The 22,767-nt window shown below is 54.3% G+C and carries 22 protein-coding genes and 1 tRNA gene; 18 read left to right on the plus strand and 5 right to left on the minus strand.

Annotated elements, in window-relative coordinates; all coding sequences use genetic code 11:
- Positions 1 to 5: 5 nt before the first annotated feature.
- On the minus strand, positions 6 to 1,145 hold the full coding sequence (locus tag D5398_RS06275; protein ID WP_120506834.1) for an ROK family transcriptional regulator: 1,140 nt from the start codon (positions 1,143 to 1,145) through the stop codon (positions 6 to 8).
- A gap of 235 nt (positions 1,146 to 1,380) precedes the next feature.
- Between D5398_RS06275 and D5398_RS06280 the strand changes: the two genes are divergently transcribed.
- The 4 genes from D5398_RS06280 to D5398_RS06295 are packed head-to-tail and all read left to right on the plus strand — an operon-like array spanning position 1,381 to position 5,665.
- Positions 1,381 to 2,925 (plus strand): ABC transporter substrate-binding protein, encoded by a 1,545-nt coding sequence (locus D5398_RS06280; protein WP_120506835.1) that lies wholly within the window; start codon positions 1,381 to 1,383, stop codon positions 2,923 to 2,925.
- A gap of 27 nt (positions 2,926 to 2,952) precedes the next feature.
- A complete protein-coding gene (locus D5398_RS06285; RefSeq protein ID WP_120506836.1) occupies positions 2,953 to 3,873 on the plus strand; it encodes an ABC transporter permease in 921 nt (306 codons plus the stop codon).
- Positions 3,873 to 4,739: an ABC transporter permease gene (locus tag D5398_RS06290; RefSeq protein ID WP_120506837.1), complete on the plus strand. Its 867-nt coding sequence runs from the start codon at positions 3,873 to 3,875 to the stop codon at positions 4,737 to 4,739. Before D5398_RS06285 ends, D5398_RS06290 begins: the two co-directional genes overlap by 1 nt.
- The gene (locus D5398_RS06295) at positions 4,736 to 5,665 is read left to right on the plus strand and encodes an ROK family protein (protein WP_120506838.1); all 930 of its coding nucleotides are present in this window, start codon (positions 4,736 to 4,738) and stop codon (positions 5,663 to 5,665) included. Before D5398_RS06290 ends, D5398_RS06295 begins: the two co-directional genes overlap by 4 nt.
- 40 nt (positions 5,666 to 5,705) lie before the next feature.
- Here D5398_RS06295 and nac read toward each other — a convergent pair whose 3' ends face one another.
- From nac to D5398_RS06310, 3 genes are all read right to left on the minus strand, one after another.
- Positions 5,706 to 6,632 (minus strand): nitrogen assimilation transcriptional regulator NAC, encoded by a 927-nt coding sequence (gene nac, locus D5398_RS06300; RefSeq protein WP_120506839.1) that lies wholly within the window; start codon positions 6,630 to 6,632, stop codon positions 5,706 to 5,708.
- 349 nt (positions 6,633 to 6,981) lie between these two features.
- Positions 6,982 to 7,125 (minus strand): hypothetical protein, encoded by a 144-nt coding sequence (locus D5398_RS25610; RefSeq protein ID WP_244216718.1) that lies wholly within the window; start codon positions 7,123 to 7,125, stop codon positions 6,982 to 6,984.
- Positions 7,126 to 7,201: 76 nt separating this feature from the next.
- Positions 7,202 to 8,101 (minus strand): GntR family transcriptional regulator, encoded by a 900-nt coding sequence (locus tag D5398_RS06310; RefSeq protein WP_120506840.1) that lies wholly within the window; start codon positions 8,099 to 8,101, stop codon positions 7,202 to 7,204.
- A 192-nt stretch (positions 8,102 to 8,293) separates the two neighbouring features.
- Here D5398_RS06310 and D5398_RS06315 point away from each other — a divergent pair, with 192 nt between their 5' ends.
- The 9 genes from D5398_RS06315 (at position 8,294) to vapC (ending at position 15,986) form a co-directional block, all read left to right on the plus strand.
- Positions 8,294 to 9,112, plus strand: coding sequence for an ABC transporter substrate-binding protein (locus tag D5398_RS06315; RefSeq protein ID WP_120506841.1), 819 nt, complete (start codon positions 8,294 to 8,296; stop codon positions 9,110 to 9,112).
- Between the two features lie 58 nt (positions 9,113 to 9,170).
- On the plus strand, positions 9,171 to 9,884 hold the full coding sequence (locus D5398_RS06320; protein WP_120506842.1) for an amino acid ABC transporter permease: 714 nt from the start codon (positions 9,171 to 9,173) through the stop codon (positions 9,882 to 9,884).
- A 10-nt stretch (positions 9,885 to 9,894) separates the two neighbouring features.
- Positions 9,895 to 10,638 (plus strand): amino acid ABC transporter ATP-binding protein, encoded by a 744-nt coding sequence (locus D5398_RS06325; RefSeq protein ID WP_120506843.1) that lies wholly within the window; start codon positions 9,895 to 9,897, stop codon positions 10,636 to 10,638.
- Between the two features lie 83 nt (positions 10,639 to 10,721).
- Positions 10,722 to 11,885, plus strand: coding sequence for a M20 family metallopeptidase (locus D5398_RS06330; protein ID WP_120506844.1), 1,164 nt, complete (start codon positions 10,722 to 10,724; stop codon positions 11,883 to 11,885).
- Between the two features lie 11 nt (positions 11,886 to 11,896).
- Positions 11,897 to 12,994: a mandelate racemase/muconate lactonizing enzyme family protein gene (locus D5398_RS06335; protein WP_120506845.1), complete on the plus strand. Its 1,098-nt coding sequence runs from the start codon at positions 11,897 to 11,899 to the stop codon at positions 12,992 to 12,994.
- Positions 12,991 to 14,175, plus strand: coding sequence for a M24 family metallopeptidase (locus D5398_RS06340; protein WP_120506846.1), 1,185 nt, complete (start codon positions 12,991 to 12,993; stop codon positions 14,173 to 14,175). Before D5398_RS06335 ends, D5398_RS06340 begins: the two co-directional genes overlap by 4 nt.
- Positions 14,176 to 14,209: 34 nt before the next feature.
- Complete coding sequence (locus D5398_RS06345) at positions 14,210 to 15,130, plus strand: dihydrodipicolinate synthase family protein (protein WP_120506847.1); 921 nt, start codon at positions 14,210 to 14,212, stop codon at positions 15,128 to 15,130.
- 203 nt (positions 15,131 to 15,333) lie between these two features.
- The gene (gene vapB, locus D5398_RS06350) at positions 15,334 to 15,567 is read left to right on the plus strand and encodes a type II toxin-antitoxin system VapB family antitoxin (protein ID WP_120506848.1); all 234 of its coding nucleotides are present in this window, start codon (positions 15,334 to 15,336) and stop codon (positions 15,565 to 15,567) included.
- Complete coding sequence (gene vapC, locus D5398_RS06355; protein WP_120506849.1) at positions 15,567 to 15,986, plus strand: type II toxin-antitoxin system tRNA(fMet)-specific endonuclease VapC; 420 nt, start codon at positions 15,567 to 15,569, stop codon at positions 15,984 to 15,986. Before vapB ends, vapC begins: the two co-directional genes overlap by 1 nt.
- Here the strand turns inward: vapC and D5398_RS06360 are convergent.
- Positions 15,972 to 17,174: a glutamine amidotransferase-related protein gene (locus D5398_RS06360; RefSeq protein WP_120506850.1), complete on the minus strand. Its 1,203-nt coding sequence runs from the start codon at positions 17,172 to 17,174 to the stop codon at positions 15,972 to 15,974. The genes vapC and D5398_RS06360 overlap by 15 nt on opposite strands.
- Positions 17,175 to 17,378: 204 nt before the next feature.
- On the opposite strand from D5398_RS06360, the gene D5398_RS06365 reads away from it, so the two are divergent.
- The 5 genes from D5398_RS06365 (at position 17,379) to D5398_RS06385 (ending at position 22,742) form a co-directional block, all read left to right on the plus strand.
- Positions 17,379 to 18,587 carry a pyridoxal phosphate-dependent aminotransferase gene (locus D5398_RS06365; RefSeq protein ID WP_120506851.1) on the plus strand — a complete coding sequence of 403 codons (1,209 nt, stop codon included), beginning with the start codon at positions 17,379 to 17,381 and terminating at the stop codon, positions 18,585 to 18,587.
- Between the two features lie 161 nt (positions 18,588 to 18,748).
- Positions 18,749 to 18,824 (plus strand) — tRNA-Asn (locus tag D5398_RS06370).
- A 131-nt stretch (positions 18,825 to 18,955) separates the two neighbouring features.
- Positions 18,956 to 19,654, plus strand: a complete 699-nt coding sequence (locus D5398_RS06375; protein ID WP_120506852.1) for an RluA family pseudouridine synthase — start codon at positions 18,956 to 18,958, stop codon at positions 19,652 to 19,654.
- Between the two features lie 199 nt (positions 19,655 to 19,853).
- Positions 19,854 to 21,173: a shikimate transporter gene (gene shiA / locus D5398_RS06380; protein ID WP_120506853.1), complete on the plus strand. Its 1,320-nt coding sequence runs from the start codon at positions 19,854 to 19,856 to the stop codon at positions 21,171 to 21,173.
- 120 nt (positions 21,174 to 21,293) lie between these two features.
- Entirely contained in the window at positions 21,294 to 22,742 is a 1,449-nt protein-coding gene (locus D5398_RS06385) for an AMP nucleosidase (RefSeq protein ID WP_120506854.1), read from the plus strand.
- Positions 22,743 to 22,767 lie beyond the last annotated feature (25 nt).

Below are 22,767 nucleotides of genomic sequence, written 5' to 3' on the forward strand. Positions count from 1 at the left end.
ATTCCTCAGACAGGCTTCAGACCGACCAGAAAGCGATGTGCAGCAATACTCGCCGCCGCGCGCGCCCAGGTGTCGTCGTTTAGGGTAAAAGTGCGAACCGGCGTTTTCCCGGCATTTCCCGGCAAAACATTCGCTTCGATAGACTGATGAACAACCGTGCCAAACAGCCCGGAAAAATCGGCGTCCTGATGAGCAATCAGGATCAGGTCCGGGTCATTAATCTGAATCAGATGGGATATCGCTAAGCCTAGCGCCGACCCGGCACGATGCAGAATACGCACCGCTTCGCTCACGCCCTGCATCGCCAGCTTTTCCAGGCCGCCGATGGTGGTCACTTCCAGCCCGCCATCTCTGGCCATTTCCGCAATGGCATTCAGGGAGGCCAGCGTATCCAGACAGCCGCGTTTACCGCAGCGGCACGGCAAACCATTCAGCTCCAGCGTGCAGTGGGCGATTTCCCCTGCGCCGCCATGCAAGCCGCGATGCAACTGACCTGCAACAAAGTGCGCGCTGCCAATCCCGGCACCGTGGCTGACCAGCGTGAAGCTGCTCAGATCCCGTGCCTGTCCGAAATTTTTCTCACTCACCGCCAGTGCCTTGGCGTCATTTTCGATTGCCACGTCCATGCCGGTTGCCTGCGAAATCAGACTGGCCAGCGGCACATCGCGCCAGCCGAGCAGCGCCGACTGCACGCAGGTGGACTGATGTTCATCGATAAGGCCGGATAGCGTCACGCCCAGTCCGACCAGCTTTTTCGCCGCTTCCGGATGGGGTTCCAGCAGTGCCGGTAACGCGCTGGCGATATTTTCTGCCAGCCGCTGCGGACTGGCATCTGCGTCGAAAGAAACCCGCGAAAGGATTTCGCCATGCAGATTGATCAGCGCCATCTGCGCCGGATTTTGCAGCAAAGAAACGCCTGCAAACCAAGCACCATCCGGATGAACCACCAGCCTCACCGACGGTCTTCCCTGTCCGTTTCCCGGCACGGTTTCCGCTTCGTGCAGGAAACCGGCGTCGAGCATTTCACGCACCACGCCGCCAATCGCTGCTTTGCTCATTCCTGAAAGCTGCGCCAGTTCCGTACGGCTCAGACCGCCGGATGCATTTACCGCACCCAATATCTGACGTTGCAAAGTTGTTAGCATATTCGTTCAGGCGCTCTCAGTTTTCGGTCATCTGCATTGACATTAAACGGTAGAAATGGATATATCAATACCAATTAGTTCACAAAATAAACTAAATGTTGGTATATAAGTATTTCATATGAACTATTTGTTAAATCTCTTTGTTAAAACAAACTGTCATTAAAACCGGCTTTTCACCGAACCGGCAGACGTAGCCAGAGCCAATTAATCCGATTTTTCACGCAGAGGGCAGAACATGAAGATTACCCGTTACATCCGGCGTCCCGTGCAGTTAACACTGCTGAGCAGCGCACTTCTGGCGGCGTTTTCGCTGCCGGTTTTCGCCGCCACACTGAACGTGATGCAAAACGAAGCGCCGCGCAGTATGGATCCGGGCAACCAGACCGCGACCTTTACCGGTACCGTGCTGGATCCGATGTATGAAGGCCTGTTGCGCATGTCGCCGCAGCTGAAACCTGAAGCCGCGCTTGCGACCTCGTGGAGCAGCGATGAAAGCGGGCTGGTGTGGACCTTCAAACTGCGCAGCGGCGTCACTTTCCATGACGGCACGCCGTTCAACGCCGATGCGGTTGTCGCCAACTTTGCCCGCCATCTCGATACCAAACGTGGTCTGGCAGCCAGCGGACGTCTGCGCACCTTCCTCGACAGCGTGACCAAAACCGACGATTCCACCGTTGTTTTCAAACTGAAAAAACCTTATCCGGCGTTCCTGAATTTACTGACGACCGGTGCCTGTCTGATGGTCAGCCCGACCGCCGATAAAACCGGGACGCTCGACAGCAAAGCTGTCGGTACCGGCCCGTACAAAATGGTGCAGTACAAAACCGGTGAATTCGTTCTGGAAGAAAAATATCCGGGCTACTGGGGCGACAAAGCCGCCGGGCCGGATGACATCAAATGGACGTGGAGCGCTGAGCCTTCAGTCATGAATATGGCTTTACAGGCTGGCGAAACTGACGTGATTAACCCGGTGCCACCGCAGTTTGCGCGCGTACTGAAAAACAATCCGAAGTTCGACCTGCATGAAAGTCCGGGTGCTTCCGTATTCTGGGTGGCGCTGAATACCGATCTCAAACCCCTCAGCGACGTTCGTGTGCGCCAGGCGCTGAACTACGCCACTGACCGCGACGGCCTGGTGCGCGCCATCATGTCCGGCTTCGCGCAACCGGCGAACTCTCCGCTCGCGCCGGTCACCGCCGGTTATGACAAAACCCTGAACCCGTATCCATTGGATCTGGCAAAAGCCAAGGCCCTGCTCAAAGAAGCCGGTGTCACTGACGGATTTACCATGTCGATTGCCGTGCAAGGTCAGGACGCCCGGATCGGTCAGGTACTGCAAAGCATGTGGGCGAAAATCGGCGTGAAGCTGGATGTGAAAATCATGGAAAGCGGCGTGTGGACCAAAGCGGCGTTTGCCGATCAGGCCGGGAAAAAAGCCGATAACACCGGTGCGGTTCTGGCCTCCTGGTCTTCCGGCGCGAACGGCGCAGACCTGCAACTTCGTCCGCTGTACTACAGCAAAAGTTTTGCTCCGGGCGGCGCAAATCTCGGTTTCTTCAATGATCCTAAACTTGATGAAATGTTAGACAAAGCCGCTTCGACGCTGGATGAAAATACCCGTAACACGATTTATGTCGATGCGCAGAAAGAAATTAACCAGCAGGCGCCACAGGTATTGTTGTATTACCAGAATGATTTGTATGCCACCGGCAAAAACATTTCCGGCGTCACGATGATCCCAGGCGGGCAAATTGTAGTGAAAGATGCACAGAAAAAATAACCGCAGCATTTACAGTGGAAAATAGCCATGAAAGCCTATCTTGCCAAAAAACTCATCGCCTTCCCGATCATTCTGATCGGGGTATCGATGCTGATTTTTGTGTCCATCCGCGCGCTGCCGGGCGATCCGGCACGTCTGATGGCCGGGCCTGAAGCCACGCAGGAAGCCGTTGATGCGATGCGCGTGCGCCTCGGGCTGGATCAGCCTCTGGTGACGCAGTATCTGCATTTTGCCGGTGACGTTCTGCATGGCAATCTCGGCGTCTCCTTGCAGTCGCAGCAGCCGGTGACGCAGGAAATCGGGGAGCGCATGCCTTACACGCTGATGCTGGCGGTGCTGTCGTATTTTCTGGCCGTGGCGGTTGGCGTTCCGGCGGGCATGATAGGCGCGGTGTACCGCAATCGCTGGCCGGATTTTGGCGTGATGTTGCTGGCGATTGCCGGTGCCTCCATCGCCAACTTCTGGCTGGGGCTGATGGCGATGAACACCTTCTCGGTCAATCTCGGCTGGCTGCCGTTACTCGGTGCAACGTCATGGAAAAGCTACATTTTGCCCTCCGTGACGCTGGCCGTTTTGCCGATGGCGGTGATGGCGCGCATGACGCGTTCCAGCATGCTGGATGTGCTCTCGGAAGATTATATCCGTACCGCCCGCGCTAAAGGATTGTCTGCCACGACCGTGTATTGCAGCCATGCATTTCGCAATGCGCTGATCCCGATTGTTACCATTGTGGCGCTAAATTTCGGCAGTCTGATTGGCGGCGCAGTGGTCACCGAATCCGTCTTTAACTGGCCGGGCATTGGCCGCCTGCTGGTGGATTCCGTGCGGTATCGCGACTATCCGGTCATTCAGGGCGTCGCGCTGGTGGCTGTCTGCGGTGTGGTGGTGATGAATCTGCTCGGTGAATTACTGATCGCTTTCCTGAATCCAAAAATAAGGTTCGATTAATGTCTGCCATTATCACGCAATTACCCCGTCGCAAACCGCGCACGCTGCGGTTTTTCCGCTGGTTGTGGCGACATCCGGCAGTCTCCATTGGCGGATTTATCGTCAGCCTGATCGTGCTGATGGGCCTGTTCGCCCCGCTGATTACCCGTCATGACCCTTACGCGCAAGACCTGATCGATACCCTGCTTTCGCCGGGTGCCGATCACTGGTTTGGCACGGACGATTACGGGCGCGATATTTTCGCCCGCGTCATTTACGGGGCGCGCATTTCAATCATGGAAGTGGTGCTGAGCGTCGGGCTGGCCATGATTATCGGTATTCCGCTGGGCATTATTGCCGGTATGGCCGGTCGTTATACCGACATGATCATCATGTGGTTTATGGATATGTTGTTTGCGTTTCCGGGCATCGTACTGGCGATTCTGGTGGTCAGTATTCTCGGCGGCGGTCTGGTGAATCTTCTGATTGCTATTTCGCTGTTCGCCATTCCGGTTTATGCGCGTTTGAGCCGTAACCTGACGCTCGGTTTAAAGCAGATGGAATATGTTGAAGCGGCGCAGGCGCTAGGGTTGTCGAATTACCGCATCATCGTGCATTACATTTTGCGCAATGCCATCGGACCCATCATCGTACAGTCGACGCTCACCGCCGGCACTGTTATTCTTGCCGCCGCCAGCCTGTCGTTTCTCGGTCTGGGTGTGCAGCCGCCGATGCCAGAATGGGGTACCATGATGAGCGATGGCCGCAACTTCCTCGGCATAAATATCTACCTTTCGCTGTTCCCGGGTCTGGCCATTATGCTGACCGTGCTTGGTTTTAACGTGCTGGGCGACGGGCTGCGAGATTTACTGGACACACGATCATGACTTCTGCTGTTTTTTGCGCCGATATCGGCGGTTCATTTATTAAGTTTGGTGTTTCGCGCCATCCGGGCGAAATGGAAGAATGCGGCAAAGTCCCGACGCCGGTTTCTTCATGGGACGATTTTGTACAGGCGATGCAAAATCTGATCGACAAATTTGGCGCGGACTTGCCTGCCGGTACACCGCTGGCGATTTCCACTGCCGGACTGGTTTCGCCACAAACCGGAGAAATGCTGGCGACCAATATTCCTGCCTTTACTGGCCATTCGCTGGCACGAGATCTCAGCGTTGCGCTTGCACGGCCGGTGACGGCGGCAAATGACGCTGACTGTTTTGCCCTCGCCGAAGCCCATGCCGGTAACGCGCAACATCAGCCGGTGGTGGTCGCCATTATTCTCGGCACCGGCGTCGGTGGCGGACTGGTGATCAACGGTCAACTGGTGCGCGGCCACGGCGGTGTCACCGGCGAATGGGGACATGGCGCCATCACCCGCACGGAGCTGATAATTAATGGCGAAAATTACTCCGTTCCGCGGCTTAAATGCGGTTGTGGTCAGACGGGTTGCCTGGACATGCTCGGCGGCGCACGCGGGATGGAGCGTTTGCATCAGCACTTCCACCATCAGGAATGCACCAGTCTGGAGATTGTGACCGGCTGGCTGAATGGCGATGCTGACGCGTCTCTCACCGTTAATGCCTGGCTGGAACTGGTCGCTGAACCGCTGGCACTCCTGGTTAATATTCTGGGGCCATCACGAATTGTCGCCGGTGGCGGACTGGCTTCTGCCAGAGAACTGATCGCCGCGCTGGATGAAAAAGTGCGCGGCGGGGTTCTACACACTTATGAACAAACGCTGCTGGTGCCGGGGAAATTCCTGACCGACGGCGGTCTGGTCGGCGCATCGGTGATGGGAAGACTGGAACGTTAATATGTTGCCCATTCCTTCGGGATAAGGGCAACGTCAGATTTCAGCTCGCAACCAGCATCGGCTCAAGCACAGGTGCTGTTTGCTCAAAGACCAGCGACAACAGAATTTTCTTCACCGCCATTGCCTCCTGCGATAACGCCAGCGTTTCAGAAACACAAAGTGAAAGCGGAACCTGAATCGCCGGACTGCTGATACATGACATCCAGGCTTTCGCCGGGCCGGTCATGGCGCGGGCAGCAGATTCCGGCAGAATGGTGACACCCAAACCGCTGGCAACGGCCGAAGTCAGTGTGGCGGAAGATTCAATTTCCCCGATGATATTTGCGCTCAGGCGTCGCAGAGCCAAGGCGTCATCCACCAGCCGGCGTGTCACGTTATGCGAGCGCGGCATGAACAAATTCATTCTCGCCACATCGCTCAGCTCAACATATTTTCCCGGATTCAGCACAGAGTGCGCCCCGACGAGATACAAATCCTCTTTCATCAGCGGCTGACTGCTGAGTCCGGCGGTCATATTGGTACCGTAAAATACTGCCATATCCATGCGTCCGTTGAGTACCAGATCACCCAGCGCCGTGCCAAAATTTTCATTCAGATACAACAAGATACCGGGATGTTGTTTGCGAACCGCTTGTAACAACGGCACCGCCAGCTGAGAAGCCGCTGTGCCCGGCGCAAGGCCTACGGAAACCTGCCCGTTCAACGACTGACCAGCATTGTTAACTGCACTGTGGATCTGGTCGCACTGGCGCAAAATCGCCTGCGCGTGTGAATACAAAATGTTACCGGCTTCGGTGGGAGTGACGCCGCGCTTGGTGCGAATCAGCAATTGTTGCTGCAATTCTCCTTCCAGTGTCGCCAGTTGCTGGCTCAGTGCCGGTTGGGCGATGTGCAGAACATCAGCGGCCTGCGTCAGGCTGCCAATATCGACGATTTTCACAAAGTACTTCAGACGTCTGAGATTCATCTCTGTCTCCATCTTGCGCGAAAAGGGATAACCCTGGATCGTTGTTATGAATGTAAGTTATCTACGCAAATTATTAGCGTGACTGATAAAAGCAAGATTTACGCCAATCTCCGGCATACCGGTTAAAAACCCCTGAGCCAGCCGCTAATGCCGCAAAATATAAGAGAAAACTATTACGCCGATGTATGGAAAATCGATGAGGGATAAAAATTACGAAGGGAATTAAATGCGCTGCCAAAGAGGGATGCACCAATATCATGCATTCTTATAGGTCACACTTATAAATTAGCAGGGTTAATAACAGATGCGGCACAGCCCCGACCGCGATCTTAGAATCAGACGGATGGGATCATGCCACCATCCACGCGCATGCGGCATCAAGCTGTCCCAGACGTTGAGTAGAAATACGCCCCGGCACCCTCACGTTAACCGTAATGCCTTCGCCCACCATCGCACGGCCTAAGCCGCCGCCTGCGCCATTGACCCGCGCCACAGGGTCCTTATACCAAAATCTATCACTTTTCCTCTGGTTAATGGTTAACGTAAATAATCAATTCCTTCTCAACAGGTTACCCAGCCTGACTGACTTTATTGAGCACCATCTGATAAGCCGATTGCAGGTGGCTGCGCATCATATCCGCCGCCGCCTCCATTCGTCCTTCCATCACGGCATCAATGATCGCGACATGTTCCTCGCACCATTCGCGCACGCGTTGTTTATTGGTGTAACTGCCAAATTCAAGCAAGCGACGCAGCCGGTTTTGCTGCTGAATCGCCTGTAAAACGAAAATGTTGCCGCTAAATTCCGCCAGCATTTCGTGGAAAGTGGCATCAGTTTCGAAAATCTGACGGCCATCCACAGCCAGAATATCCGGATGCGTAATCAGATAAATATGCTGCATCCGCAGACGGCGCAGCGCGCTTTTATCCGCGTGAAAACCGGCCGCCAGAATCGCGCCCGGCTCAATCATCAGACGGAATCCGTAACCGTTACTCAGCGCCACATCGGTATTGAGCGTCGGTAAAAATGACCAGCCGTGCCCCTTGTTGCGGGCAATTAGCCCGTCTTCCGCCAGACGCAACAACGTTCGCGCCAGCACACCGCGGTCAGCGTCATAGCGCTGGGCGATTTCAGTCTGCGTCAGGGAATCCGGTAATTTGCCGCCGATGCGGTCTTTCACCAGCTGTTCGTATAAATCCTGATCGTTGCTGGCGGGGATATCAATGCTGATGCGCTGGAGTTCGTCGAAGGCTTTAAGCAGGAAAAAACCCTGATTCCGTCTCGCCTCGATAATCCCTAATTCACACAGCAATTTCAGCGCCGTACGCACCGGCGTTCTTGAAACGCCGAGCATATCGGCTAATTGCTGCTCCCTGAGATGATGACCTGGCTCAAATTTTGCTTCACGTATCAGGTCAAGGATTTGGTTTGCCAGACGCCTTCCGCTGGCTGTCGTAGTTTGGGTCATGGAATAGCAACACCTGAAAGTATTTGTTGTTTAGGTTTGTACAATATCATAAGCCTTGAGGATGGTGAAGTCTGGTTGCAAAGCCCCCAAATCGTGCAATTAATGCACCAAAAAAGAGCCTTGACTCATAAGTTTAATTGTATTTAATGAGACACAAAGAGCAATCCTGCTCATGGGAAACAGGAGTCTGTCATGTCAAAAAAAACTTTTTTGCGCCGATATGCCGCCGTCTCTCTGGCCGCTATTTGCCTGAGTGCCCCGCTGTTCAGCCAGGCCGCCGCGCCAGCTCTGGTCAGCAAAGGTCAGCTGACATACGGCACCGCCGCCACGTTCATGCCGTTCGAATTTACCAAAGACGGCAAACTGACCGGTTTCGATATCGACCTGATCACCGCCCTGTCTGAAAAACTGGCGCTGAAGCCTGAACCGATGTCGATGGAATTCAAAGGCCTGATCCCGGCACTACAGGGGAAACGCCTCGATATCATCAATTCCGCGATGTACATCAATCCGACCCGTTCAGAACAGGTCGATTTCGTGCCTTACCTGAAAATCGGCAGCCGCGTAATTGTGGCAAAAGGAAATCCGGAAAAAATTACCGGCCGTGATTTGTCCCTCTGCGGCAAAAACATCGCCGTGACGCTGGGCGGTATCGAAGAAAGTCAGGCGCGTGCGGACAACCAAAAATGTCTGGATGCCAAAAAACCGGCGCTCACCGTGCTGACTTTCCCTGCTGCAACGGATTCCGCGGTCGCGGTGGCACAAAAACGTGCTGATGCTGAATTCCTGTCAACGCCTGGTGCAGTGGCGCTGCTGAGCGAAAAAGGCGACACCTTTGAAGCCGTCGGGGCTGAATTTGAAGCAGACACGCACATCGGTTTTGCCGTGCGTAAAGGCGATACCGAAATGAAAGCACTGCTGGAAAAAGGCCTTCAGGACGTCGTGAAAGACGGTACTTATCAGAAAATCATCAGCAAATGGCAGTTCCCTGCTTCCGTCTCTGTATTTTGAATCTGAGCCTGAATTTATGAAATGAAGTAACGCTTTGCCCTGACGTTGAGGAAAGTTCATGTCGCTTGATCTTGTTTGGCAATACCTGTTCTCACCGGCGTTCTTTCAGGGCGCATTAATGACCTTGTTGTTAACGGTGTGCTCGCTGTTCTTCGGCATTATTGCAGGGCTGATCCTGGCCCTGCTCCAGGAGTCTCGCTTCCGGGCGGGCTCTGTTCTGGCCTTCTTTTACCTGTGGTTGTTTCGCGGCACGCCGGTGCTGTTCCAGATTATTTTCGTTTACAACGTCCTGCCGACTTTCGGCCTGAGATTCTCGGCGTTTACCTGCGCGGTGATGGCGTTGTCCTTAAATGAAGGCGCGTATATGGCAGAGATTTTACGCTCCGGACTTCAGGCGGTGCGCAGCGGTCAGCGCACCGCTGGGATGGCGCTCGGCATGACCCAGAGCCAGATCATGCGCAAGATTGTCTTACCACAGGCTGCCCGGATTGTACTGCCGCCAATGGGAAATCAGATGATCAGCATGCTCAAATCCAGCGCTCTGGTGTCGGTGATTGCGGTACAGGAACTGCTGCTTATCGCCAACCAGACCGCCAGCGCCAGTTTCCGTTATTTCGAAGCACTGTGCGCCGCCGGGATTTACTACCTGGTGCTGACCTCGATTTTTATGGTCGGGCAGGCGTGGCTGGAACGTTCGCTGGATCCGAAAAAACGCAAGAAACCCACGCTGTCTTTAACTGAACGCCTGCTGCGCAGCAGCACGCCAAACTGAGGAGAAGCCTGTGAACAAATCCAAACCGGTTCTGGAGATCATCGGCGTCGATAAACATTTTGGCGCACAACACGTTCTTAAAAACTGCTCCCTGAATGTGGCTCAGGGCGAAACCGTGGTGCTGATCGGCCCGTCCGGTTCAGGCAAATCTACCCTGCTGCGCTGCATTAATTTGCTGGAACCGATCCAGGGCGGATCGATTTTCTTTCGCAATCAGGACATCACCCACGCCAGCATGGAGCCGCACAAACTGCGTCAGGATATCGGCATGGTGTTCCAGAACTACGAACTATTTTCACATCTGACCGCCGCAGAAAACATCATGCTCGCGCCGATGACCGTGCTTGGGGTCAGCCGCAGCGAGGCCGAAGCGCAGGCGCTGGAACTGCTCGGCAAAGTGCGTATTCCCGATAAAGCGGATTCTTTCCCCGATGAACTTTCCGGTGGCCAGCAGCAGCGCGTTGCCATTGCCCGTGCGCTGGCGATGAAACCGAAACTGATGCTGTTTGATGAGCCGACGTCAGCGCTGGATCCGGAGATGATCCGTGAAGTGCTCGACGTGATGGCCGACCTCAGTGCAGAAGGCATGACCAGCATTGTCGTCACCCATGAAATGGGCTTCGCGAAACGCGCGGCCAATCAAATCGTCTTTATGGAAAACGGCGAAATCATTGAAAACGCGACCGGCGAAAAATTCTTCGGCGGCGACGTCAGCCTGCGGGCGCAACGTTTTTTAGACCAAATTTTACATTGATCACTTTCAGCACATTCAAAACACCTATTGCGCCCTCACCAGGGGCCTGACTTTTGCCAAAAACTGTTTTTCAGGAGACACCGATGAGCCTTTCATCGCCCGATATCAGCAGAATGAAACGTGACCTTGCCGCACTGGTCGCGATTAACACCGAAAACCCGCCGGGACGCGAACGTGAAGCCGCGGAGCTAATCAGCACGATGCTCAGCGATATCGGTTTCGACATGACGCTCAGCGAATATTCGCCCGGTCGCACCAATGTGATTGGCCGTCTTGAAAACGGCAGCGGCCCGTGCTTTGCCTTTAATACCCATATCGACGTCGTGCCTGCCGGTGAAGGTTGGCAGCAGGATCCGTTCACCCTCACCGAGCGCGATGGCCGGTTGTATGGTCGCGGAGCCTGCGATGCCAAAGGGCCGCTGATCGCCATGATCGAAGCCATGCGCTGGCTCGCCGCCAACCGTAATGACTGGAGCGGCACGCTGATGGCGATTTTCGTTGCCGACGAAGAAGTCGCCAGCGAAGGCGCGAAGTTTTACGTCCGTGAAGCTCCCGCACATATCGATTACGTTGTGATCGGCGAACCGACGTCCAACACCACCTATTCGGCGCATAAAGGCAGCTTGCGTCCGCTGGTTCGCGTTTATGGCGTCACCGCGCATTCCGGCACACCGGAACTGGGCGAAAACGCCATTTTCCGCGCTGCGCAACTGCTCGGTCTGGTGGAAGAAACGCACGAACATACCGTTCGCTGCCGCTGCCATCCGCTGGTCGGCAACGCCAGTCTGACCGTCACCCGCATTAACGGCGGCCATGCCGACAACGTGCTGCCGGGTGCCTGCGAATTACTGCTCGACCGCCGCATGGTGCCGGGCGAAGACGAAGATGCCGTGAAACAGGAAATTCAGGATTTACTGCAACTTGCACAGCATAAATTCGGTGTGCGCAGTGAAATCATCACCTACAAACCGACCACCGGCGGCGCGACAGAAACCGACTCTGACGATCCTATTGTGCTGGCAGGCGTCGAGGCCTGCGCTGCACAAGGCAATCCGCAACCCGGACCGTTTGGTTTTCAGGGCGGATGTGACCTGGTGCATTTTCGCAGCCTCGGCACCAAAGGCATCATCATCGGCCCCGGATCGCTGGCGGTCGCGCATAAGCCTGATGAATTTATCCCAATCAACGAATTCGTCGCAGGCAGCAAAATTTACTGCGACGTCGCACTGAAAATGCTCAAACGCTGAGGGGGAAACCGGTGAAAGCTACGTTGTATCGTGCCGATCTGCGGTATCCGCATTTGCAACTTTATACCGCCTCTTCGGGCAGTGTGCCGGGGCTGGATCAGCTGTATCTGCTGCTGGAGGATAAAAATTTCAACGGGCTGGGTGAAGTGCGTATCAACATTGCGTATCTCAACGGCTACAGCGCAGAAGTGGTGCTGAGCGATGTTGTCCGTGCGCTGCGCCAGCTGGATCTCAGTCAGACAGCCAGCACGCTTTTAATGAATCTGCCGCAATCGCTGGCAGATTTTCTGGCACCAACGCGGATGCTGATTGATATCGCTTTGCATGATCTTATCGCCCGTCAGGAAGGCATCAGCGTGGCGAAACTTGCCGGTGCGCAAAACAGCGAAACGGTGAGCTATCACACTAATCAGACGCTGTTCTGGACGCCGATGGATCAGATGCTGCAACAGGCGACGGCCTATGTGGAACGCGGTTTTACCCAGCTCAAACTGCGGGTCGGCGTGGCGACCTTTGCAGAAGATGAAGCGCGACTCACCGCCCTGCGCCGCCGTTTTGGCAGCGAAATCAGTTTATCCGCAGACGCCAACGGGCAATGGCAGCCACAAGCCGCTCGCAGCCATTTAATGGCACTGGCGAAATTCGAAATGAGCTATCTCGAACAACCCGTTTCTGATGCCAATGCGCACTCTTATCCGGCGCTGGCAAATATCAGTCCGGTGCCGCTGATGCTGGATGAAAGCATGAGCAGTGAGGCGGATTTAGATCGTATTTTGCAGCTAAACGGCAAGATTATGGCCCATCTCAAACTGGTTAAAATGGGCGGAATAGCACCGACACTGGCTGCCGCACGGCGTCTGACCGCTGCTGGCGTACCGTTCATGATTGGTCAGATGAATGAAGGCGGCGCAGCCACGGCAGCGGCACTTCACGTCGCCCGCGCCTGCCAGCCCGCTTATGCCGAACTTTACGGTGCCGACGGACTGGGCAATGACCCGGTTCATGGCCTTTCCTATCATCAGGGGCTGCTCAGCAGCCAGCCGGGCGCGGGGCTCGGCATTCGCTTCACCCCCTCTCAGGCAGAATTTATTCAGGAGTTTGAACAATGACAGCAACATCATTGCCCGATCTGGGCCGCGTCGTTCCTGGCGCAGAATCCGCCTTTCGTGAAGAAGAATATGTGCAGCGTATGGCGAAAGCGCGTCAGTTACTGGTGAAAGCCGGTCTGGACGTGATGGTCATCACCGGTCCGGAAAACATCTTTTATCTGACAGGCCAGCAAACGCCGGGCTATTACACCTTCCAGACGCTGGTATTGCCGGTGGAAGGCGATCCGGTTTTTGTCATCCGTCAGCTGGAGTATTTCAACTTTATTTCCAACACCTTTATCCGCGACGCCGCAATTTATACCGATGGAGATAATCCGGTAAATTTCCTGCTCGATGTACTGAAAGCGCGCGGCTGGATGAAAAGCCGGATCGGTATCGATAAACGCGGCTGGTTCCTGCCCGTTGCGGTGTATGAAGCGTTGCAGGCTGAAATCGGCACTATTCACGATGCAGCCGGTGTTATCGAACAATTGCGTGCGGTGAAATCTGCCGCAGAGCTGGAGAAAATGGCGCACGCCGCCCGTTACGTGGATGCCGGTATGCTGGCTGGCCGCGCGGCGATTGCCGCCGGTGCGACCGAAAACGATCTGGTTTCCGCCATGATGGGCGCGGCTATCGCCGCCGGTTCTGAATACATGGGTATGGAACCTCTGGTTTCCAGCGGTCCCCGCACCGGCGTGCCGCACGGTACGTGGCGTCGCCGTAAAATCCTCGAAGGTGACCCGATTTTCCTCGAAATGGCTGCCACGCATGATCGTTATCACGCCGCTCTGATGCGCTCTGCCTGGCTCGGCAAACCGCCCGCCGTGGCACTGGAAATGGAAAAGGTGTGCCAGGAAGCGTTGCAGGCTGCACTCGATGCGATTCGTCCGGGAGCCACCTGCGAAGCGCCGCATCTGGCATGTCAGGCCGTAATTGACCGCGCGGGTTACACCGACAATTTCAAAAAACGCACCGGTTATTCGATTGGGATTTCGTTTGCACCGGACTGGGGCGAAGGCGCAATCCTCAGCCTTTACAGCGGTATCACCACGCAATTACAGCCAGGCATGACCTTCCACATCCCGCCAGCTCTGCGCATTTACGGCGAATTCACCGTCGGTGTCAGTGAAACCATAGTGGTAACCGAAACCGGCTACCGCGCCCTCGGCACGGTGGATCGTCCGCTAACCTTACTTTGATTTAGCTTTTAACAAGATTACGGGAATTGAATAAATGAAAGACATTAGTGAAAGTCAGGCGCGCCTGAAAGGTATTTTTAATATTTCCGTGACGCCTTTTACCGCCAGCGGCGAGTTTGATTTCGCGGGGCTGTCGCGCAATATCGAGCGCGTAATCAGCCTCGGTTACGACGGTATTTTGATTGGTGGCACTTACGGCGAATTCCCGGCAATGACCGCAGATGAGCGCGCTACGCTGTTTCGGCATGTGATGGAAATCGTCGGTGATCGCGTGCCGGTGATGTTATGCAGCGCCGGTTCTGACGCCCGTGTTGTCCGTGATTTAACTCAGCTGGCCGGTGATCTCGGCGGCCTGCCGATGGTGACACCTCCGTTTGTGTCGGAAGTGACAGATGCGCAAATCATCAGCTTCTTCAAACAGATGGCGCCGTTATCACGCACCGGTATTCTGGTGTACAACGCGCCGGGCATCGGCATTACTTTGCCGCCTGTGGTGCTGGAACAACTTGCCGATATCGAAGGCGTGGTGGGCATTAAACAAGGTGACCTGAACCCGACGGCCATTGACCAGATTGCCAACCGGCTCGGCGGACGACTGCGCCTGTTCTGCGCCTCTGATCTGGCTTTCTTAGGGCCGATGATGTGCGGTTTTGACGGCATCAGCACAACTAACAGCGGCGCGCTGCCGGAAATCATTCTGGCAACGTATCGTGCACTGGAAAACGGCGATGCGAATACCGCCCGTGAACTCCACCGCCTGTGGTATCCGTATCGTGCCCTCGCCCGCCGTTTCGGTCAGCCGCAACTGGTGAAAGCTGCCATGAACCTGCGCGGCTTCGATGGCCATCATGTGCGCGCCCCGCTGATTGATCTGGAGCCTGAAATCATCGGGCTGGTGGAACAGGAACTGTTGCGACTGGCTGCGGATCCGCGTTCCGGCGTCACTCTGAAGTAATTCGTGTCGTTAAAAATTCCCGTCCGTGGGGCGGGAATACTCTCTCGTTACATCCGCTTTCCCGAGACATGCCGCAAATCTGGCAATGACATTATTTATGTCCTTGCCATCTCCTTTTGACGTATATACCTTTGCACTATATTTTTCAGGCGAGTATTATTTAAGCAGGTTTCGGCTTAAGCAACTTACTGAGGAATAATGATATGCCTAAAGGCACGGTATTTTTAAACAACAGAACGCAGAGCGTACGTATTCCGGCAGAGTGCCGTTTTCCTGACGAGGTAAAAATCGTGACGATAAGAAAAGTAGGGAATTCACTGGTGTTAACGCCAGCTGATAACACATGGGATAATTTTTTCCTCAGCGAGCTGCGGGTGACCGACGATTTCATGGAAGATCGTGCTTCACAAGAGCAGCCTGAACGGGACACCTTTTAATGCTGACCTATCTGCTGGACACCAACATTGTTATTTATATCTTGAAACGCAGGCCGATGAGCGTGCTGGCTAAATTCAACCAGCACGCCGACCAGCTGGCCATTTCAATGATCACGTATGCTGAACTCCTGCATGGCATTGCGAAAAGCGCCAACCCGGCCAAAAATAAACTGGCGGTGGAGGAATTCGTCTCTCATTTACGTATCGTCGACTACGACCAGAAAGCTGCCGCGCATTACGGGCACATCCGTGCCTGCCTCGAAAAGTGTGGCAGCCTGATTGGAGTGAACGATATCCATATTGCCGCACAGGCCCGCAGCGCGGGTATGGTGATGGTTACCAACAATATGAATGAATTCATACGCGTTGACGGACTCCTGACGGAGAACTGGGTTGGCCCCTCCTTAACTGCGCTGTAAACCCGCCGCTTTTAAAAATGCTATAAGCAATGGATGCGGTTTTACGCGCAATGACGACAGCTCAGGATGCCCTTGCACCCCGAGATAAAACGGGTGATGCGTGAACTCAATGCCATCGGCAATTTTCCCGGTGGAATCCGTCCCGCTGATGCGCAGCCCATATTTTTCCAAATCGGGTTTCAGTTCAGGTTCGAGATGAAAGCGGTGGTTATAGCGCACGGTAAATTCATCGCCGAGGATGTCATTTAGCCTGCTGCCGGTGCGACAATGCATCTGATAATCCCCAAGGCGGTGAACCGGAAATGTCGGCGTATCCGTCAACGGCACAAAGGTTTTGATTTCGGCATCCGGATCAGCTTCTGCCAGATTGGCTTTCGTTGAACCTAACATTTTCTGCACGATGGCCGTGGTCATGGTTTGCATGCCCAGACAAAGCCCGAGAACAGGAATATTACGGTTCAGCGCATAATGCGCCGCACAGGTTTGTCCGGTTACATTGCACATGGCCGAACCACCCGGCAGCAATATCCCATCGACGTTTTCCATCACCTCATGCAGATGATCTTCCAGCGCCTGAGGTGCGGCATACACCATATCCAGAGATAACGACAGCGCATCTGCGGCGTCACCCAGAGCAGCCAGAGTGGCAGGATAAATACTGCATTGATCTGATTGAGTGCCGACCAGCGCAATGCGCAACGACGGTCCGGTCTGTGGCGGCATGTTCTGATTTATCCAGCGTCCGTAGCGATCGCGCCACCAGCATCCTGACGTTTCATCGGGCTGCCCGTGGCGGTTGAACAGATAACCCTGATTAGCGCGCTCAACCGTAACCAGTTCGTAATCCAGCGCGTTTTCCCGCACCTGTCTGGCGATTTGCGTGAACTGGATAATCTGCATCGGCCCGAGCGGAACAACCACATCCCCAGTGCCATAGGTATTGAGCAAGTCTTCCAGCTCCATGACTTTTCCGGCGCTTTGTGGATTCATTCGCTCAGTCCACAGCAAACCACTGGTCATCAGTTGTCCTTCGCCGATGACGTGCTGACAGGCATCAGGATAACGCGCGATATCCCAACTCACCGGCAGGTGGGCTAACGGTAAATGTTTTAGTGCTGCCAGTATTGCCGCCATCGCCCCGTACAGCGATGGCTCAGGTGTGTCATGTGCAACAAAAATAAAAGCCATAAGACAACCTTGATATATCAAAGGAAAGTGACGGCACCCGGCTGGCTCCGGATTCAGCCAAACAAGTTGCCCTGCCATTTCCGCCGGTAAAATGCTGCTCAGCACGAAGAAATTATGAGCAAAGCAAAAAGAAGAATGGTAAGTTTAAATTGGTTTTAATGATTCACATAATACAATTTTGTTATTGTTCAAACAGGGGAAACAATGTCAGCTGAATTTCTTGCACCTCGCTTACGTCGTGTGCGCCCTTCGCCGACAGCGGCGATTTCCGACCAGGTGCGTGCGTTTATTGCGTCTGGTTCAGATGTTATTAACCTCGGTGAAGGTGAGCTCGATTTTGATACACCCGCGCATATTAAGCAGGCGGGCATTGATGCGATTGTACAAGGTGATACAAAATACACCGCAGTTGCCGGTACCGCCGCACTCAAACAGGCCATCATTGCTAAGTTTACTCGCGAAAACGGGATCAGCTACCGTCCGGACCAAGTGATTGCAGGCAGCGGAGCCAAGCAATTGATCTTCAATGCACTTTTAGCCACTGTTTCTGCCGGTGATCAGGTCATTATTCCCGCGCCCTATTGGGTTTCTTACCCGGATATGGTGGCTCTGGCCGAAGGTGAGCCGAAAATTGTACCTTGCCTGGAAAGCCATGGCTGGAAGTTGCAGCCTGAAGATCTGGCGGCGGCCATCACTGCTCAAACCCGATGGGTTATCCTCAATTCTCCGAATAATCCAACGGGTGCCGTCTATTGTGCAAAAGAATTAAAATCGCTGGCTGCCGTTCTGCTGGAACATCCGCAGGTGCTGGTCATGGCGGATGATATTTATGAGCAAATCTGTTTTACCTCCGCTGAATTCGCCACTCTGGCACAGGTTGAACCGCGCCTGAAGGATCGTATCCTGACAGTCAACGGTGTTTCCAAAGGCTATTCGATGACCGGCTGGCGGTTGGGTTATGCCGGTGGCCCGGCGTGGCTGATTTCTGCAATGCAAATTTTGCAGTCGCAAAGCACATCCAATCCCAGCTCTGTTTCGCAGGCGGCAACTGTCGCTGCACTGGAACAAGGCAATGGCTTTATCCGTGAGTGGCTTGAGATACTGACTCGCCGCCGGGATATTGTGATGGCATGTGTGAATGCCATCGACGGCTTCAGTGCAGAAGTGCCGCCGGGCGCGTTTTATGTCTTCGCTAATTGCCAAAGCTTGTTGGGTAAAACGACGCCTTCCGGAGAGATACTGGACACAGACGAAGATTTCGCAGCTTATCTTCTGCAATCAGCCCATGTCGCCACGCTTCAGGGTTCAGCTTTTGGCGCACCGGGGTATTTACGCATCGCTTATGCCATTGATGATAACCGCTTACAGGAAGCCTGTGCCCGGATCACCCGCGCCTGCGCAGAATTACGCTAAGCAGTAAAAGGCCTGGCAACGGCCAAAAACAGGGCTTTGAAGCTCTTTTTTGACTCTATTGTCAACAACTTGACCAAAGTATCAGCAAACGAACACATTTATAGAGTTTCCCCTTTGACATGCCACGGGGCAGTCGCTATTATTCGCCCCGTTCCAACGATTCCTCTGTAGTTCAGTCGGTAGAACGGCGGACTGTTAATCCGTATGTCACTGGTTCGAGTCCAGTCAGAGGAGCCATATTAGAAACGCCCGCTTAAGGAAACTTAAGCGGGCGTTTTGCTTTTGTGTTTTAGCGTCTGCCCGGTTAACGTCGCCACCTGCTTTAAAATTGGTTATCATCCGCTCCCACTCTTCCTCCGGTTTTCCTGATGTCTGCGATTATTGATACCTTTATTGCTCCGCCTTGCCATGAAACGATCGAAATCCTCTTTCAGGACGAGCATCTGGTGCTTATCAATAAACCCTCCGGATTACTCAGTCTATCGGGGAAAAATCCGCTAAATCTGGATTCTGTTCATCACCGGTTGGTAAAGCTCTTCCCCGGTTGCACCCTGATACATCGTCTGGATTTCGGCACCTCCGGCCTGATGGTGCTCGCACGCAATAAAGCGATCAATGCCGCCCTCTGCCAGCAGTTCAGTCAGCGTGCAGTGACCAAAGTGTACAGCGCACTGCTCTGCGGACATCTTGATCAGGACGAAGGCACGATAGACGCACCGATAGCCAAAGACCCTGCGTTGTTCCCGCTGATGTCAATTTGTTCGGCCAACGGCAAGCCTGCGCGTTCCGGTTATCGGGTGATTGAGCGCTTTTATCACCAACTGGAAAACGGAACGTCACTGCCATTAACACGAGTCCGGCTGATGCCGGAAACCGGGCGCACTCACCAGCTTCGCATCCATTGTCAGTATCTTGGCCACCCTATTTTAGGTTGTGATCTGTATGGCGGACTCCTGCAACCCGGCACGGAGCTGACTTCAAGACTGATGCTGCACGCCAGTGAACTGCACTTTGTTCACCCCGTTAGTCGGGAGCGCATCGAGGCCCGCAATACCAGTCCGTTCTGAAAACGAAAGTTTCTGTAGTGCCCCCGCATACCCCACTCCCCTGCGTTAAATTCCCCCTCAATCAGCAAAAGCGTTTTTAACCTGGCGGTTGACGCTGTAGTCTCAGTAGCGGTTTTATTTTGCTGTGCGCCGGATAAAACTCAATTACCTATTTTAATAACTAAAAAGATTAGAAATTTTAGAAACGGACAGGACAATTATGGACTCTATGCTCACCGCCCCCCGCCCCGATCGGGAGACATCCTCCTATCAACGTGCCCGCCGGGCAGCCTGGGGCAGCTTCGTTGGAGCAGTCGTAGACTGGTTCGATTTTTTACTTTACGGCATCACCGCCGCGCTGGTGTTTAACAGCGAGTTCTTCCCACAAATCGACCCGGCAATGGGTACGCTCGCCGCATTTGCTACCTTCGGCGTCGGCTTTTTATTCCGCCCTCTCGGCGGCATTGTCTTCGGCCATTTCGGCGATCGTCTGGGTCGTAAAAGAATGCTGATGATGACTGTCTGGATCATGGGCATCGCTACCGCGTGCATCGGTATTCTTCCCTCTTTCGCAACGATTGGCTGGTGGGCCCCGGCGCTGCTGGTCACCCTGCGCGCTATTCAGGGATTTGCGGTCGGTGGTGAATGGGGCGGCGCAGCACTGCTGGCCGTTGAAAGCGCACCTTCCGGAAAAAAAGCCTTCTACAGCAGCGGCATCCAGATGGGTTATGGCGTCGGCCTGTTGCTCGCGACCGGCCTGGTCTCTCTGATAAGCAGCCTGACAACGGATGCGCAGTTTATGAGCTGGGGCTGGCGTTTACCGTTTCTGTTCAGCGTGTTACTGGTGCTTGGCGCACTGTGGGTGCGTAATGGCATGGAGGAATCGGTCGAATTTGAACGTGCTAAGCAGGCGCAGCCCGAAGAAGAAAAAAAACGCTTACCGGTATTCGAAGCGCTGTTTCGCCATCCCGGCGCATTTTTGAAGATCATCCTCCTGCGCCTGTGCGAATTGCTGACGATGTACATCGTCACTGCATTCGCACTCAATTACTCGACACACAATCTGGGAATGTCGCGTGAACTGTTTCTCAACATCGGGCTGCTGGTCGGCGGCATCAGTTGTGTGACGATCCCGCTGTTCGCCTGGATGGCAGATCGCTTCGGACGCCGCCGGATCTACATCACCGGCGCGTTAGTCGGCGCACTGAGCGCCTTTCCGTTCTTTATGGCGCTCGAAGCCCGGTCAATTGTCGGCATGGTGGTCTTCTCATTGCTGCTGGCAAATATCGCCCACGATATGGTGGTTTGCGTGCAACAGCCAATGTTCACAGAGATGTTCGGGGCAGGTTATCGCTACAGCGGCGCGGGTGTCGGTTATCAGGTCGCCAGCGTGGTAGGTGGCGGATTCACCCCCTTTATTGCCGCCGCATTACTGAATTTCTCAGGAGGTGCATGGCATTCTGTCGCCCTCTATCTGATGGCCGGTTGCGTACTCTCGGCTCTCACGGCGATGTTTATGAAAACGTCTCAGCCGCACTGAACAGCAAACCTGTTAAAAAAGCATCATCCGGCTGGTCTGTCCGAATAAAACATTGGCGGCACGTGTCAGACAAGCCATATTTAGAGTGACTGATGATGAACGAAGCACAAAGGAAAACGTATGGATAACAAGTCCCTCACCGCTTCACAGGCGATTGAGAAACTCGAAGAGATGTACAACAACTCTGTGGCCGCATTACGGGTGGCGATTAAAGACTTCATCGTTGAGGGGACGCTGCCTGAAAGTAATACGCGTGCCGCCGGTCTGTTTGTTTACCCGGAATTACGCGTTACCTGGGACGGCGTAACGCCGGCTAAAAATCCGACCCGTGCCTATGGCCGTTTTTCCCATCCCGGCCGTTATGCCAACACCATCACACACCCTGAATTGTTCCGTCACTATCTGCTTGAGCAGCTTTCCCTGCTGGAAGATGAATATGAAGCGGTAATTGAAGTTGTCCCTTCCCAACAGGAAATCCCCTATTCATACGTGATTGACGGTTCGGATCTGATGCTTGACCGCTCGATGAGTGCCGGACTGGCAAAGCATTTCCCGACCACTGAACTCTCGCAAATTGGTGATGAAACCGCAGACGGCCTCAGTTATCCGGGCGATATCTTCCCGCTGTCGCATTTCAATGCCCTGCGTGCTGATTTCTCGCTGGCGCGACTGCGTCATTACACCGGCACGCTGATCGAACACTTCCAGCCGTATGTGCTTTTCACCAACTACACCCGTTACGTCGATGAATTTGTCAGCTGGGCATGCGCGCAGATTGCCGATCCTGACAGTCCTTACGAGGCACTGGCGTGCGCGGGAAGCGTATTCATTACTGCTGAGACGCAAAACCCGGAACAGGCGGTGTCTGATCTGGCCTGGAAAAAACATCAGATGCCAGCCTATCACCTGATTGCCCGAGACGGAGCAGGCATTACGCTGGTCAATATCGGCGTCGGCCCGGCCAATGCCAAAACCATTTGCGATCACCTTGCCGTCTTACGCCCGCATGTCTGGCTGATGATTGGTCACTGCGGCGGATTACGTGAAACGCAGTCGATTGGTGATTATGTGCTGGCACACGCTTATCTGCGCGATGATCACGTTCTGGACGCCGTCCTGCCGCCGGATATCCCGATCCCAAGTATTGCCGAAGTGCAACGCGCGCTGTACGACGCCACGAAAAAGATGAGCGGAATGCCGGGTGAGGAAGTGAAGCAGCGGCTGCGTACCGGTACCGTTGTGACCACTGACGACCGAAACTGGGAACTGCGCTACGCTGCGTCGGCACTGCGCTTTAATCTCAGCCGCGCCGTCGCCGTCGATATGGAAAGCGCGACAATCGCCGCGCAGGGTTACCGGTTCCGCGTACCTTATGGCACTTTGCTGTGCGTATCGGATAAACCATTGCACGGTGAAATCAAACTGCCAGGCCAGGCGAACAAATTCTACGAAGGGGCTATCTCAGAACATCTGCAAATTGGTATCTGCGCTATCGACCTGCTGCGCGCCGAGGGTGATCACCTGCACTCACGTAAATTACGTACGTTTAATGAGCCGCCGTTCCGCTGAAAACTGCTCCGAACTCCCCTAAATA

It is taken from the genome of Rahnella bruchi (assembly GCF_003614975.1).
In the GTDB taxonomy this organism is placed as follows: Bacteria; Pseudomonadota; Gammaproteobacteria; order Enterobacterales; family Enterobacteriaceae; genus Rahnella; species Rahnella bruchi.

What these genes read in the sequence shown, in the direction of transcription:
- D5398_RS06295 (WP_120506838.1), top strand. Translation starts at nt 4,736, where the DNA reads ATGACTTCTGCTGTTTTTTGCGCCGATATCGGCGGTTCATTTATTAAG.
- D5398_RS06290 (WP_120506837.1), top strand. Translation starts at nt 3,873, where the DNA reads ATGTCTGCCATTATCACGCAATTACCCCGTCGCAAACCGCGCACGCTG.
- D5398_RS06360 (WP_120506850.1), bottom strand. Translation starts at nt 17,174, where the DNA reads ATGGCTTTTATTTTTGTTGCACATGACACACCTGAGCCATCGCTGTAC.
- D5398_RS06320 (WP_120506842.1), top strand. Translation starts at nt 9,171, where the DNA reads ATGTCGCTTGATCTTGTTTGGCAATACCTGTTCTCACCGGCGTTCTTT.
- D5398_RS06315 (WP_120506841.1), top strand. Translation starts at nt 8,294, where the DNA reads ATGTCAAAAAAAACTTTTTTGCGCCGATATGCCGCCGTCTCTCTGGCC.
- D5398_RS06345 (WP_120506847.1), top strand. Translation starts at nt 14,210, where the DNA reads ATGAAAGACATTAGTGAAAGTCAGGCGCGCCTGAAAGGTATTTTTAAT.
- D5398_RS06385 (WP_120506854.1), top strand. Translation starts at nt 21,294, where the DNA reads ATGGATAACAAGTCCCTCACCGCTTCACAGGCGATTGAGAAACTCGAA.
- D5398_RS06310 (WP_120506840.1), bottom strand. Translation starts at nt 8,101, where the DNA reads ATGACCCAAACTACGACAGCCAGCGGAAGGCGTCTGGCAAACCAAATC.
- D5398_RS06280 (WP_120506835.1), top strand. Translation starts at nt 1,381, where the DNA reads ATGAAGATTACCCGTTACATCCGGCGTCCCGTGCAGTTAACACTGCTG.
- D5398_RS06330 (WP_120506844.1), top strand. Translation starts at nt 10,722, where the DNA reads ATGAGCCTTTCATCGCCCGATATCAGCAGAATGAAACGTGACCTTGCC.
- D5398_RS06340 (WP_120506846.1), top strand. Translation starts at nt 12,991, where the DNA reads ATGACAGCAACATCATTGCCCGATCTGGGCCGCGTCGTTCCTGGCGCA.
- shiA (WP_120506853.1), top strand. Translation starts at nt 19,854, where the DNA reads ATGGACTCTATGCTCACCGCCCCCCGCCCCGATCGGGAGACATCCTCC.
- D5398_RS06275 (WP_120506834.1), bottom strand. Translation starts at nt 1,145, where the DNA reads ATGCTAACAACTTTGCAACGTCAGATATTGGGTGCGGTAAATGCATCC.
- D5398_RS06365 (WP_120506851.1), top strand. Translation starts at nt 17,379, where the DNA reads ATGTCAGCTGAATTTCTTGCACCTCGCTTACGTCGTGTGCGCCCTTCG.
- vapC (WP_120506849.1), top strand. Translation starts at nt 15,567, where the DNA reads ATGCTGACCTATCTGCTGGACACCAACATTGTTATTTATATCTTGAAA.
- D5398_RS06285 (WP_120506836.1), top strand. Translation starts at nt 2,953, where the DNA reads ATGAAAGCCTATCTTGCCAAAAAACTCATCGCCTTCCCGATCATTCTG.
- vapB (WP_120506848.1), top strand. Translation starts at nt 15,334, where the DNA reads ATGCCTAAAGGCACGGTATTTTTAAACAACAGAACGCAGAGCGTACGT.
- nac (WP_120506839.1), bottom strand. Translation starts at nt 6,632, where the DNA reads ATGAATCTCAGACGTCTGAAGTACTTTGTGAAAATCGTCGATATTGGC.
- D5398_RS06375 (WP_120506852.1), top strand. Translation starts at nt 18,956, where the DNA reads ATGTCTGCGATTATTGATACCTTTATTGCTCCGCCTTGCCATGAAACG.